Here is a 12,828-nt window from a genome sequence, read left to right as displayed (position 1 = left end):
GTACTCCCCGTGACATCACAGCTGCTCTCCGACGAGTTTTTGTCGGCCATGGCAACCGAGGCCTCTTCGCGGTTCCGGACCTATCAGGAGATCCGGCTGGAGTTCGAGATCTACGGTGCAACCGTCTCCTGGACGGAGATGGCACAAACGGCGGAAGGCGCATGGGTCAGCATTAACTTCTCCGACGCCGTGCCGCTGGACCGCAGGGCGTTGAAGTCGGACAAAGCCGCCAGCTACACCAAAGGCAAGGGCACATGGTTCGCCGCCCGGCTGACCCTGGTCCCTGACGAAGAGCCGCGGTTCGAACGGTTCGACACGGAGCCGTTGGAACCTGCCCCGGGCGCCCTCCAGATGCCGGTACCTCCCGCTGCGGTCCAGGCCGAGCTGGCCCTGTTCCCGCGCGAACGGGAGCGGGTTCCCGGCTGGATGCGCGACATCCTCGAAAGCAACGGTTTGGACGTGCCGTATCTCGACCCGGCAACCGAAGAGCTGGTGCTTGGCAGTGAACGGGCTCCCTTCCAGGATCCCGCCCAGTAGCTCCCCCGCACCCTCCCGGAAGAAGGAACCCACTCCATGTCCGAACAGACGCCTGTGCTGCTCCGCCAACAGCAGTTGGCCGAGATACTCGCCGGCTGGATGCTGCAGGCGGTCAACTCCGAGCCCGGCTGGGACCGGATGGTGCTGGAGCTGAAACCATCCGCCGACGCCATGCTCATGCGGATCACTCAAGACCGCGGGGGCATGGCCGCGGCCAATGCCGGCGCCCTGCAGCCCGGCACCGCGCCCTTCGACGCCGCCGTCGAACTGCACAGCCTTAGCGCGGGGGAGAACGGAGAATCCTGGCGCTCGGCCGCCGTGAACCTCTCCGCACGGGACTGGCCGGAACCGAAATACTCCCTGGACACCTACTTCAATTTCGACCAGCCCGCCCCCGATTTCGGTCTGGGAGAACCCGCCGACCAGGGGCCCGCACCAGAAGCGGAGAAGGAACACGACGGCCGGCGCGGGCTGGACAACCGCCTGGTCGCCGACGCCGTGGCGAAGTTCAGCGAGAATCCGGGGAAGGCTGCGGCAGTCAATGTGTTGCGCCACCTGATTGGCAGCGAAGTGTTGCTCGATGCCACCGACAACGCCGGGCGCCCAGGCATCAGCGTCGTCGAAGTCCACGGTTCGCCTGCCGTGCTCGCCTTCACCTCACAGGAGAAGCTGGCCGAATTCCGTGCCTCCACGGGCCGGCCGGGAGCACCGGTGTCTTGGGTCCAGCCCGGCGAGGACCTGTTGAAGTTCGTCGACGGCCACCGGGACATTGCCTACCTCTACATCAATCCCGCGGGCCCCGCCTGCGCCCTCGGTCGTCCGGAGATCGGCTTCGCGGCCGGGAGCCTGGCCAATGTCGGCCTGAAGCGGGCCGTGGCGGGCCAGGGCGGCACCGACGCCGTCGCGGAAGAGCTCAAGCGGCCCGGCGCCGTCGTTCTGGCGGTTGACCGTTCGGACGAGAGTGGCTCCGACGGGGGTCCGATCCTGCTCAAGGGCCAGGACGGCGGGCCAATTCTTCCCGTGTTCTCGTCCGGGCCGGAAGTCGCCGCTTTCCGGCCGGCGGCGCAATTCAGGGAAGTGCCGGCAACCTGGGCCATCGACATGCTGCGCCAGAGGCCCGAACTGTCGATGGTGGTGGACCCCGCCGGCCCGGAAGCGCTGCTCCGCGCCTCGGACTTCTGACATGGCAGCCCACCTGGGGCAGCTGGATGAAGCCCTGCTGACGACAGCTGCAGAGTGGTTCGGGGGCAGCAGTTCCCTGGAGGACGGCGCTTGGACCGTCCGGAACGACTACGGCGTCCGGATGTCCATCGCCGCCGAGGCCGACGGCTTCGTCTTTCGGGACGTCATCGCGCCTTACTGGCCCGGGAGACCGGAATACGTCCGCACCACGGACCCGGAGGCCCTGCTGCGCTGCCTGTTGTTCCGGGCGGCGTTCTGGCAGCGCAAACGCCGCGGCCTGCGCTTTCTGGCTCTCTCCGACCAGGGGATGGATGACGCCGGCGGCTGGACGCTTCGCAGCAAGCCGCACAAGTCGCCCGCCGTGCTCGAACGTACGGGACCCGGCGGCACCGTCACCGCCGGCTTTCCGGTGGCACGCGACGCGCGGATCTTCACCCGGTATGCTGCACTTCCGCTGGGGTCCCTCGTGGTGTCACTCGTCGCGGCGGACGGTGCCCCGCTGTTCGGGCCGGGCAGGCCTGGCCACGTTCTCCAAGGGCTGCCGGGGCGGCTGGCGGAACTGCCGCCTGAACGGATGGACAAGGCCGTCCAGTACGCCGCCATAGCCGAACCGCTGATCCGTGACGATCAGTGGGCGTTCATGAACGCGGCCGGAGAGCGCACGACCGTCAGCGCGACCGCCGACGGGTACATCCTGGACTTTGAAATGCCGCACGACAACGCGGACCGGAAAAGGTCCTACGTGCGCACCGAGGACCCGGACATACTTACGCGTTGCCTGTTGTTCCTCAGCGGCCGGGCCAACCGGTTCCTGGAGGCAGCGGACGCCGGGGACGGTTTCCTGCCCTACACCGACCGATACGGTTGCCGGGTCGAGGACCCCGACCAGGCCTACCCCGTCACCCTCGCCGGCACCAGCGAGCGGGGGGAGTTCCGGGCCTTCTTCCCGGCCGGCACCGGGGCGCGCCACCTGACCTATTACTCCGGGGCGCCCATCGAGGAGCTGCTGGCGTCGATCGAGTCGGACGACGGCTCGCCGCTGTTCGGTCCGGATCGGCTGGGAGCCGCCGGCTGAGGGCCGGACGATGCGGCAAGACTGACGAGCCGCACCGGTCCCTGGCCCCCGGCGATGCACGTCGGCGCCCGGGCGCCAGTGAGATACGCGGCACACTGTTAGGAGGGAAACCGGCGGGCATTTAGAATAGGAAACTGTGCGCTTATTGCGCAGGAGGATTCCCGAAGAAGAAGGACTGCCCGTGTCTAACTCTGCCGAGGCCATCACCCAGCGTCCCCTGAGGGTGGCTATCGTCGGCGCCGGACCAGCCGGCGTTTACGCCGCCGACATCCTCACCAAGGCGGAGCGGGATTTCGAGGTCAGCATCGACCTCTTCGACCGCTACCCCGCGCCCTACGGGTTGATCCGCTACGGCGTGGCCCCCGACCACCCTCGGATCAAGGGCATCGTCAACGCCCTGCACAAGGTGCTGGACCGCGGCGACATCCGCTTCCTGGGCAATGTCGACTACGGCCGGGACCTGACCCTGAGCGACTTCCGGCACTTCTACGACGCGGTGATCTTCGCGACGGGAGCCATCCAGGATGCCGAGCTGGACATCCCCGGCGTTGAGCTCGAAGGATCCTTCGGCGCGGCCGACTTCGTGTCCTGGTACGACGGCCATCCGGACGTGCCCCGCGACTGGCCGCTGGAGGCCAAGGAAATCGCTGTCATCGGCAACGGCAACGTGGCGCTGGACGTGGCCCGCATGCTCTCCAAGCACGCCGACGACCTGCTCAGCACGGAGATCCCGGACAACGTCTACCGAGGCCTGAAGAACTCTCCCGTCACCGATGTGCACGTCTTCGGCCGGCGCGGTCCGGCGCAGGTGAAGTTCACCCCGCTGGAGCTGCGCGAGCTTTCGCACTCGCGCGACGTGGACATCGTGCTCTACCCGGAGGACTTCGACTTCGACGAGGGCTCCGACGAGGCGATCCGCTCCAACAACCAGACCAAGACGATGGTCAACACCCTGACCAACTGGCTGGTGGAAGAACAGGACACCGGCGCTTCCCGCCGCCTGCACCTGCACTTCCTGCACACGCCCGTGGAAATCGTGGAAGGCAGCGGCGACGGCGCCGGGCACGTGGCGGCGATCAGGTTCGAGCGCAACGAACTGGACGGCACCGGCAACGTCCGCGGCACCGGTGAAATCGTCGAATACCCGGTCCAGGCCGTCTACCGGGCCATCGGTTACTTCGGCTCCGAGTTGCCCGAGGTCGGCTACGATGCCCGCCGCGGCGTCATTCCCAACGAGGGCGGGCGCGTGCTGGACGAGGACGGCAACCCGGTGCCGGGCATCTATGCCACCGGCTGGATCAAGCGCGGGCCGGTGGGCCTGATCGGCCACACCAAGGGCGATGCGCTGGAGACCATCGGCTTCCTGCTCGAGGACCGGCTGGACCTGCCCGCGGCCTCCGACCCCGCCGAGGATGCGATCATCAAGCTGCTCGAGGAGCGAGGCGTCGCCTACACCACGTGGGAAGGCTGGTTGAAGCTGGATGCCCATGAGCGTGAGCTCGGGGCCTCCTTCGTCCCCGAAAACAACGACGGCGATGTTCCCGCCGTCGAGCGCGAGCGCGTCAAGGTGGTCCCGCGCGAAGAAATGGTGAAGATCTCGCAGCACTGATCCGCGGAACCGGGTACTCGGTTCCGCGCGGGGTGCCCGCCCGACCCGGCGCCGCGTCGGCGCGCGTTGTGCGGCGCGCGGCTAGCGCTTGAGGTAGAAGCGCAGGACGTCGCCGCCGGGAAGTTCCACGCGGACCTTGTCGTCGCCGGGCGTGCTGAGGCGGGCTTCGGGATAGGTGGAACGCAGGCAGCTGAGCAGCGCCTGGTAAGGATCCGGGAGCGAAGCATCCGGTCCTCGTGGGCTTCCCGGTTCCGGGCGGTGGAGCCAGGTCCGGAAGCGGCCGCCGCACCGCTGCAGCAGGGACTGTACTGGAGCCACCATCGCCATCCTCGCCCGCTTCACTGCCGGCCGCCGGCCGGTCTGATTCCGCGTTTCTGCCCTTTCGCCCAGTATGGGAGCCGGCGGCCCTTTATCTGCGAGGCGTCCCGGCATGTCGCGGAAGGACGGGTGTTGGGCCCGCAACGACTATGCTGAAGCCGAGCCGGTGGCCGGCCGCATCCACCGGCGCCCGATCCGCGTCGGGCGCTTGAGGTCCCACGCAGAAGGAGGCAGGGCACACATGGCCAGACCGCAGAACCCGCAGCGCAAGCCGCAGCTGCTCGAGGACATCCTGGCCTATCTGCAGGACAAGAACCTCGCGGACCTGTCCTTTCGCCCGCTCGCCGAAGCCCTGGGCATCAGCAGCTACATGCTGGTCTATCACTTCGGGCACCGGGAACAGCTGCTCGAGGAGATTGTGCAACGGGTCGAGGGCGATCTCTCCGCGCCGTCGCCGGAGCAGTTGGCCGGCCTGGCGGTTCCGGAGCTGCGGCAGTTGCTGCTCCAGGTGTGGGAGCACTCGCAGACCCCGCACAGCCGCGCCCTGCAGCGCCTGGGATTCGAAGCGGCCATCCAGCAGGCGGCCGCCCGGCACACCACCCATCCGGTGCCGCCGGCGCGGCCGCCCGGGTTCGTCCGCTGGCGCGATGCCGCCACCGGGTGGCTGCGGGCCCGCGGGGCAGGGGAGCAGACGGCGGCGGCCGAAGGAACGCTCTTCGCCGCCGGCGTGTGCGGCCTGTGGTTCGGGCAGGTGGTTGCCGACCAGACCGGGGAGCCGGCGGCGGCGTTCAACCTGCTCCTGGAACGTTTCCTGGCGGCCGCCGCCTGAGAAGTCCGCGCGGCGCCGTGGTGACACCCTGCGGGAGCCGCCGCTGGACGGAAGGGGCGCTCCGCCGTCGTGATTCGGCAGGGGCTCGCATACTCTGGGGGAGTGACGAACGATATACCGCTGAACGAAGAACAGACCCGACGCGTGGTTGCGCTCGCCATGGACCTGGCCCGCGAGGGCAAGACCGGCGAGCTCGCGGAATTCCTCGACCACGGGCTGCCCGTGGACGCGCTGGATTCCGACCACAACACCCTGCTGATGCTGGCCGCCTACCACGGGCAGGAAGAGACGGTGGGCATGCTGCTGGAACGCGGGGCCAATCCCGATATCCGCAACGTGCGCGACCAGTCGCCGATCGCCGGCGCCCTGTTCAAGGGCGAGGACGCCGTGGTGTCCAGGCTGCTGGCGGCTGGGGCGGACCTGGATGCCGGCACGCCGTCCGCGCGCGATGCGGCCAAAATGTTCGGCCGCGAGCATCTGCTGGACAAGTAGCAATCCACTAGAACGAAAAAACTGCCCGGGACCGGCCGCAAGGGCTGGTTCCAGGCAGTTTTATGCCGTCAGGCGGGGCAGTTACGCCGAGTCGGTGTTCACGTCGACCGGGGAGATCTTGCCGGCCTGCAGGGCCTCGATGGCCTTGCGCACGCCTTCGCCGTAGGCCGGGTCGGCCTTCGTGCAGTTGGCGATGTGGCGTTCGATGGTCGCCTGGGAGGCGCCGTCGATGGCACGGGCGGTGTTCTCGAACAGTACCTGCCGCTGCTCGGCGGTCATCTTCTCGCGGAAGAGGATGCCGGGCTGCTCGTAGTAGTTGTCGTCGTCCTCGCGGAAGTTGAACCGGTCGGCGACGGCGCCCACGGCCTGGGCCGGGTCGCGGTAGGCCGGCTGTTCCTGCCAGCGGCCGTAGCCGTTGGGATTGATGCCAGGGGTCGCGCCCTGGTTCCCGTCAACGCGCATGGCACCGTCACGGTGGAAGGAGTTGACCAGCCCGGCGCCGCGCGGGTAGTTGACCGGGATCTGGTGGTGGTTGACACCCAGGCGGTAGCGCTGCGCGTCGCCATAGGAGAACAGGCGTCCCTGCAGCATGCGGTCCGGCGAGAAGCTGATGCCCGGAACCACGTTGGCCGGGGTGAAGGCAGCCTGCTCGACGTCGGCGAAGTAGTTCTCCGGGTTGCGGTTCAACTCCCACTCGCCAACCTCGATCAGCGGGTAGTCCTTCTTGGACCAGACCTTGGTCAGGTCGAACGGGTGGTACTTGTAGGTCTCCGCGTCGGCCTCGGGCATGATCTGGACCATGAGCTTCCACTTCGGGAAATCGCCCTTGTCGATGGACTCGAGCAGGTCGCGCTGGTGCGACTCGCGGTCCACGCCGACCAGCGCGGCGGCCTCGGCATCGGTGAGGTTCTTGATGCCCTGCTGCGTGCGGTGGTGGAACTTCACCCAGTAACGCTCGCCGGCGTCGTTGATGAAGCTGTAGGTGTGCGAGCCGAAGCCGTGCATGTGGCGGTAGGACGCCGGGATGCCGCGGTCGGACATGACGATGGTGACCTGGTGCAGGGCCTCGGGCAGGTTGGTCCAGAAGTCCCAGTTGTTCTCGGCGCTGCGCAGGTTGGTGCGCGGATCACGCTTCACTGCGTGGTTCAGGTCCGGGAACTTCAGCGGGTCGCGGAAGAAGAACACCGGGGTGTTGTTGCCCACCAGGTCCCAGTTGCCCTCTTCGGTGTAGAACTTGACCGAGAAGCCGCGGATGTCACGCTCGGCGTCGGCCGCGCCGCGCTCGCCGGCGACGGTGGAGAAGCGGGCGAACAGTTCGGTCTTCTTGCCGACCTCGGAGAAGATCTTGGCCTTGGTGTACTTGGTGATGTCGTTGGTCACCGTGAAGGTGCCGAAAGCACCGGAGCCCTTGGCGTGCATGCGGCGCTCGGGGATGACCTCGCGGTCGAAGTGGGCCATCTTCTCCAGGAACCAGACGTCCTGCAGCAGCATCGGGCCGCGGGGACCCGCGGTCAGGCTGTCCTGGTTATCGGCTACGGGCGCGCCCGCAACAGTTGTCAACGGCTTGGTGTTATCAGCCATTTAGTTATCGCTCCTTGTCGGATCTTCCAATTGAAGGTCTTTCGTGGCAGTGCAGGCGGGGCAGGTGCCCCAGAAGGTGACCTCGGCTTCGTCGATCGCGAAACCGTGGCCCTCGGCCGCCGTCAGGCACGGTGCCTCGCCCACGGTGCAGTCGACGTCGGCAATATTGCCGCACGACCGGCACACCACGTGGTGGTGATTGTCGCCGACCCGGGCCTCATAGCGCGCCGGGGACCCCGAGGGCTCGATCCGGCGCAGCAGCCGGGCGTCCGTCAGCGCCGCCAGCACGTCGTAGACGGCCTGCTTGGAGACGCCGCCGAGTTCGTCCCGCACCACACCGATGATGGTGTCGGCGTCGGCATGCGGGTGCGCGCGGACTGCTTCCAGCACCGCCGCCCGCGGACGGGTCACGCGCAGCGACGCCTCGCGCAACAAGTCCTCCGGATCCCTCATCTCGACCATGAAACGATTCTGCCACCTTTTTTGGACTGAGTCCAGAAAATTATCTGGACTCAGTCCAATCACTACGACGGCGGCGCCGGCCGCCGGGAGGCACCTCGCCCTGGGCATGCTGCCCGCCGGGGCGCCGCGCCGGCAGCCGCGGCGCCGGCTGCAGGGCTCCCGACGCCCGGGCGCGCTGGCCGCCGGCCCGCCGGGCCGCCACGCCGGCTGCCGGGGCTCAAACCGCCCGGGAAAGGTGCTGCGGGCAACTAGAATCTCCGCCATGCCCAAGTTGTTCGCCGATACGGCGCCGCTCAAGGAGAGCCCGGATTTCCGCCGGCTGTGGATCGGAACCTCGCTCTCCGCGATCGGCGCGCAGTTGACGGCTGTGGCGGTAAGCCTGGAGGTCTACCAGCTCACCGGGTCGACCTTGGCCGTGGGCGGCGTCGGCGTCGTCGGGCTGATCCCGCTGGTGCTGGCCGGCCTCTACGGCGGCTCGGTGGTGGATGCCTACGACCGGCGCAAGGTGGCGCTCTATTCCGGCCTGGTGTTGTGGGCCTGCACCGCCGTGTTTGCGCTGCAGGCGTGGTTCCGGTTGGAACAGGTGTGGCTGCTGTACCTGGTGATCGCGGTGCATTCGGCCGCGGCCGGGCTCAACCAGCCGGCCCGCAGCGCCATCGTGCCGCGGCTGGTCCGGCGTGAGATGCTGCCGGCCGCCAATGCCCTGACCATGATGACGTTCGGGCTCGGCATGACCATCGGTCCGCTGGCGGCCGGGGTGCTGGTGGCAGGGGTGGGCTTCGGCTGGACCTACACCCTCGACGTCCTCACCTTCACGGCGGCCATCTGGGCGGTGGTCAAGCTGCCGCCCATCCCGCCCGAAGGCGAGGTCCGGAAGGCCGGCCTGCGCTCGGTGGCCGAAGGCTTCCGGTTCCTGCGCACCCGTCCCAACATCCGCATGACGTTCCTGGTGGACATGGCCGCGATGGTCCTGGCCCAGCCGCGCGCCCTGATGCCCGCCATCGGTGCGGTCATCATCGGCGGCGGCGAGGCGACGGCGGGCATCCTGCTGGCCGCTGTCGCCGCCGGGTCGTTCATCGCCGCGGTGTTCTCGGGGCCGCTGGGAGGCGTCCGCCGGCAGGGGCTGGCGGTGCTGTGGTGCGTGGTGGTGTGGGGGATAGCCGTCGCGGGGTTCGGCGCCGTCGTCGTCATGGCCGGGCAGACAAACGCCGCGGCCGCCGGGGACGTGAGCGGATGGCTCGTGCCGGCGGCCCTCTGCCTCGCGGCGGCAGGTGCGGCCGATACGGTGAGCGGCGTCTTCCGCAACACCATCCTGCAGGCGGCGACGCCGGACGCCATGCGCGGCCGGCTGCAGGGCATCTTCATCGTGGTGGTGGCCGGCGGCCCGCGGCTCGGCGATGCCGTCGCCGGCGGCGGCGGTCAGTGGCTGGGCGAAGGTTTTGCCGCGCTCGCCGGCGGTGTCGCCTGTGTCTGCGCCGTCGGGCTGCTGCACAGGTTCCAGCCGCGGTTCTCCCGCTACAACGACAGGCACCCCGAGCCCTAAGCGCCTGGGCGGAACATGGCGCCGGACTCCAGCGTTGGAATAAGTGACCGGTGGATACACTGAAAGACGGAGCCCTGTGCCTGCATGGCACGGGGCCGATGGGCGCGGGAGAGGACTCATAAGCGGTGCACAACCACTTCAATGGACTGAAAACGGCCGGCCTGCTCGGTGGGCTCTTTGCCCTCCTGCTGGCAATCGGCGCGCTGCTGGCCAGCGGGACCGGCAGCGCCAACTGGATCTGGATCATGGCCCTGATCGGCGTGGGCACAACCGCCTACAGCTACTGGAACAGCGACAAGCTCGCCATCCGCAGCATGCAGGCCTACCCCGTGACCGAAGCCGACCAGCCGGGCATGTACCGGATCGTCCGTGAATTGTCTGCGCGGGCGAACCAGCCGATGCCCCGGCTCTACGTGTCCCCGACGATGGCCCCCAACGCCTTTGCCACCGGCCGCAATCCCAAGAACTCGGCCGTGTGTTGCACCGAGGGCATCCTGCGCCTGCTGGATGAGCGCGAATTGCGCGGCGTGCTGGGCCACGAGTTGATGCACGTCTACAACCGCGACATCCTGACCTCCTCCGTGGCCGCCGCGGTGGCGGGCGTGATCACGTCGGTCGCGCAGTTCCTGTTGTTCTTCGGCGGCCGCGACCGCAACGCCAACCCGCTTGCGCTGATCGCCATGTCGCTGCTGGCTCCGCTTGCCGCCATGCTGATCCAGATGGCCGTCAGCCGCACCCGCGAGTACGACGCGGACGAGGACGGCGCCACGCTGACCGACGATCCGCTGGCCCTGGCGTCGGCGCTACGCAAGCTGCAGTACGGCACGCAGCAGGCGCCGCTGCCGCAGGACCAGAGGCTGGTCAATACCAGCCACCTGATGATTGCCAACCCCTTCAAGGGCGGCGGCGCGAAGAAGCTGTTCAGCACCCACCCTCCGATGGACGACCGCGTGGCGCGGCTGGAACGGATGGCCGGACGCCCGCTGGGCTACTGAGGCAGGCATGCGGCTGCTGCTGATCCGGCACGGGCAGACCCACTCCAACGTCCGCGGGCTGCTGGACACCGGTGCCCCCGGGGCTGAGCTGACCGACCTGGGGCAGGCACAGGCGCGGGCGCTGCCGCAGGCGCTCGACGGCGAGCCGATCGACGCCCTGCTCGCATCCACCCTCGTGCGCGCCCAGCTCACGGCGTCCCCGCTGGCCGCCGCCCGGAAGCTTGAGACGGACGTGCGGGACGGGCTGCGCGAGATCTCGGCCGGCGAGCTGGAAATGCGCGGCGACCGCGATTCCATCATTGCCTACATGACCACGGTCTTCGCCTGGGCGGCGGGCGACCTGGAGCGCCGGATGCCGGGCGGCCCGGACGGCCACGAAACGTTCGGACGCTTCGATGCCGTGATTGAAGAAGCCCGATCCTCCGGCATCGGCACCCTGGCGGTGGTCAGCCACGGCGCCATGATCCGCAGCTGGGCCGGCGCCCGGGCGTCCAATCTGACGGTCCCGTTCGTGGCCCGGAACCAGTTGAGCAACACCGGGGTGGTGGTGCTCGACGGTGGTCCCGACGCGTGGAAGGCGCTCACCTGGATGGGCCAGGCCGTTGGCGGGCCCGAACTGGCCGACCCGCTCACCGACGGCCCGACCGCCGATCCGGTCAACCCCGGGAGCGTCCCCTCCGGCCCCGACTCCCGGGACTGACAAACAAGAAAACCGCGCGGACCCGGAGCGGCCGCCGGCCGATGTCACACATGTGCCGGCGGCGGTGTCCTGTCTCTGTAACCACACACGAGAGGGAGTTCACGGTGAGCGCTAAGCATCGGATTGTCATCATAGGGGCGGGCTACGCCGGAGTCATGGCCGCAAACCGGCTCGCCGGCAGCAAGGAGCTTGCGGGCAGGATCTGCGTGAGCGTCGTGAACCCTTCGGCCGACTTCGTCGAGCGGATACGGCTGCATGAGGTCGCGGCGGGAGGCCGGGCATCGGCCGCCGTTCCGATGGAGTCGCTGCTGCGCCCGGAGGCCGCCCTGGTGGTCGGCACGGCCTCCCGGATCGATCCCCGTGCGCGCACCGTCCACTTCGACGACGGCCGGGCCGCGCTGGAGTATGACTTCCTGGTCTACGCTCCCGGGAGCGCGAGCCAACCCGTCCCTTCGGGATCAGTCGGCTTCACGCTGCAGGACGCATCCTCCGCCGCCCGCCTGCAGCACGCGTTGCAGCAGTTGGATCCCGGCGCCGTCGTCAGCGTCATCGGTGGTGGCCTGACCGGCATCGAGGCAGCTGCCGAAATTGCCGGGGCGCTTCCGCGATTGAAGGTGCGGCTGGTCTCGCGCGGGCGGACAGGTGCGGACCTGTCCGAGCGGGGCCGCCGATCCCTGCTGGCACAGCTGGCGGACATCGGCGTCGAGGTCATGGACGGAACCCGGGTGGACCGGTCGGACGCGCAGCGCATCATCCTGTCGGACGGCACCGCCCTGGGCTCAAACTGCACCGTCTGGGCGGCCGGTTTCAGCGCTTCCGGCCTCGCCGAAGCGAGCGGGTTGGCCACCGATGACCACGGCAGGCTGCTCGTCGACTCAACGCTGGCCTGCCCCGGGTACCCGGAGATCGTCGGCGCCGGAGACGCCGTCCGCCCCCAGGACACGGTGGCCTCGCACCTGCGGATGGGCTGCGCCGTGGCCATGCCCATGGGTGCCCACGCCGCAGAGAACGTCATCGCCCGGATCCGGCAGCGCTCCCCTCAGGAGTTGTCCGTCGGGTTCATGGTGCGCTGCATCAGCCTGGGCCGGCGGTCCGGACTTGTCCAGCCGGTGCATGCCGACGACACCCCGCGCCGGTTCGCCCTGGGCCGCAGGGGCGGCGCCCTCGTCAAGGAACAGGTGTGCCGCATGACCCTGTCGTGGATCCGGGGCGAGCTCAAACGCAGCGGTTCGTACAGTTGGCCCCGCGGCCCCCACACCGCCGCGGCACGGTAACCGCAGCACTCGGAGGGGGCCGAGGGGCGCGACCGCGTACTCGGTTTCCGCGGGCCTGATTACCGGCGGGAGCGGGGCAAATACCCGGCTTCCGGTGGGCAAACACGGGGATATATCCGGCCCACTACTCGACTCTTTCGGATCCGCCTGAGTTTCGTTGCCGCCGGTTTAGTCCGCCTGTTAGTGTCGCCGGATCCGCGCCGCGCGGGGTTCAGTTGGGGGAAGAGAGTT

At 68.8% G+C, this 12,828-nt stretch carries 13 protein-coding genes; 10 read left to right on the top strand and 3 right to left on the bottom strand.

Annotated elements, in window-relative coordinates:
- Positions 1-9: 9 nt before the first annotated feature.
- From AC5RTY_RS01660 to AC5RTY_RS01645, 4 genes are all read left to right on the top strand, one after another.
- Complete coding sequence (locus AC5RTY_RS01660) at positions 10-537, top strand: hypothetical protein (protein WP_494138845.1); 528 nt, start codon at positions 10-12, stop codon at positions 535-537.
- Between the two features lie 36 nt (positions 538-573).
- Positions 574-1,719 carry an SseB family protein gene (locus AC5RTY_RS01655; protein WP_494025391.1) on the top strand — a complete coding sequence of 382 codons (1,146 nt, stop codon included), beginning with the start codon at positions 574-576 and terminating at the stop codon, positions 1,717-1,719.
- A 1-nt stretch (position 1,720) separates the two neighbouring features.
- Positions 1,721-2,794, top strand: a complete 1,074-nt coding sequence (locus tag AC5RTY_RS01650; protein ID WP_494138844.1) for a hypothetical protein — start codon at positions 1,721-1,723, stop codon at positions 2,792-2,794.
- Between the two features lie 181 nt (positions 2,795-2,975).
- Positions 2,976-4,403, top strand: coding sequence for an FAD-dependent oxidoreductase (locus AC5RTY_RS01645; protein WP_494025393.1), 1,428 nt, complete (start codon positions 2,976-2,978; stop codon positions 4,401-4,403).
- Between the two features lie 81 nt (positions 4,404-4,484).
- Here the strand turns inward: AC5RTY_RS01645 and AC5RTY_RS01640 are convergent, their stop codons facing one another.
- Complete coding sequence (locus AC5RTY_RS01640; RefSeq protein WP_494025394.1) at positions 4,485-4,724, bottom strand: hypothetical protein; 240 nt, start codon at positions 4,722-4,724, stop codon at positions 4,485-4,487.
- 238 nt (positions 4,725-4,962) lie between these two features.
- On the opposite strand from AC5RTY_RS01640, the gene AC5RTY_RS01635 reads away from it, so the two are divergent.
- On the top strand, positions 4,963-5,550 hold the full coding sequence (locus tag AC5RTY_RS01635; protein WP_494138843.1) for a TetR/AcrR family transcriptional regulator: 588 nt from the start codon (positions 4,963-4,965) through the stop codon (positions 5,548-5,550).
- 159 nt (positions 5,551-5,709) lie between these two features.
- Positions 5,710-6,042, top strand: a complete 333-nt coding sequence (locus AC5RTY_RS01630) for an ankyrin repeat domain-containing protein (protein WP_494013001.1) — start codon at positions 5,710-5,712, stop codon at positions 6,040-6,042.
- Between the two features lie 81 nt (positions 6,043-6,123).
- Here AC5RTY_RS01630 and AC5RTY_RS01625 read toward each other — a convergent pair whose 3' ends face one another.
- Both AC5RTY_RS01625 and AC5RTY_RS01620 read right to left on the bottom strand, forming a co-directional pair.
- Positions 6,124-7,623, bottom strand: a complete 1,500-nt coding sequence (locus AC5RTY_RS01625) for a catalase (protein WP_494012777.1) — start codon at positions 7,621-7,623, stop codon at positions 6,124-6,126.
- Positions 7,624-8,085 carry a Fur family transcriptional regulator gene (locus tag AC5RTY_RS01620; protein WP_494000561.1) on the bottom strand — a complete coding sequence of 154 codons (462 nt, stop codon included), beginning with the start codon at positions 8,083-8,085 and terminating at the stop codon, positions 7,624-7,626.
- A 262-nt stretch (positions 8,086-8,347) separates the two neighbouring features.
- Between AC5RTY_RS01620 and AC5RTY_RS01615 the strand changes: the two genes are divergently transcribed.
- The 4 genes from AC5RTY_RS01615 to AC5RTY_RS01600 all read left to right on the top strand — a co-directional run bounded on the left by AC5RTY_RS01615 (position 8,348) and on the right by AC5RTY_RS01600 (position 12,597).
- On the top strand, positions 8,348-9,628 hold the full coding sequence (locus AC5RTY_RS01615) for an MFS transporter (RefSeq protein WP_494138842.1): 1,281 nt from the start codon (positions 8,348-8,350) through the stop codon (positions 9,626-9,628).
- A 125-nt stretch (positions 9,629-9,753) separates the two neighbouring features.
- Positions 9,754-10,623, top strand: coding sequence for a zinc metalloprotease HtpX (gene htpX / locus AC5RTY_RS01610; RefSeq protein WP_493979860.1), 870 nt, complete (start codon positions 9,754-9,756; stop codon positions 10,621-10,623).
- 7 nt (positions 10,624-10,630) lie between these two features.
- Positions 10,631-11,323, top strand: coding sequence for a histidine phosphatase family protein (locus tag AC5RTY_RS01605; RefSeq protein ID WP_494138841.1), 693 nt, complete (start codon positions 10,631-10,633; stop codon positions 11,321-11,323).
- 104 nt (positions 11,324-11,427) lie between these two features.
- Positions 11,428-12,597 (top strand): NAD(P)/FAD-dependent oxidoreductase, encoded by a 1,170-nt coding sequence (locus AC5RTY_RS01600; RefSeq protein ID WP_494138840.1) that lies wholly within the window; start codon positions 11,428-11,430, stop codon positions 12,595-12,597.
- The last annotated feature ends 231 nt before the right edge of the window (positions 12,598-12,828 follow it).

This window comes from Arthrobacter sp. Y3224055, from assembly GCF_059090825.1.
This window is presented reverse-complemented; position numbering and strand designations above follow the sequence as displayed.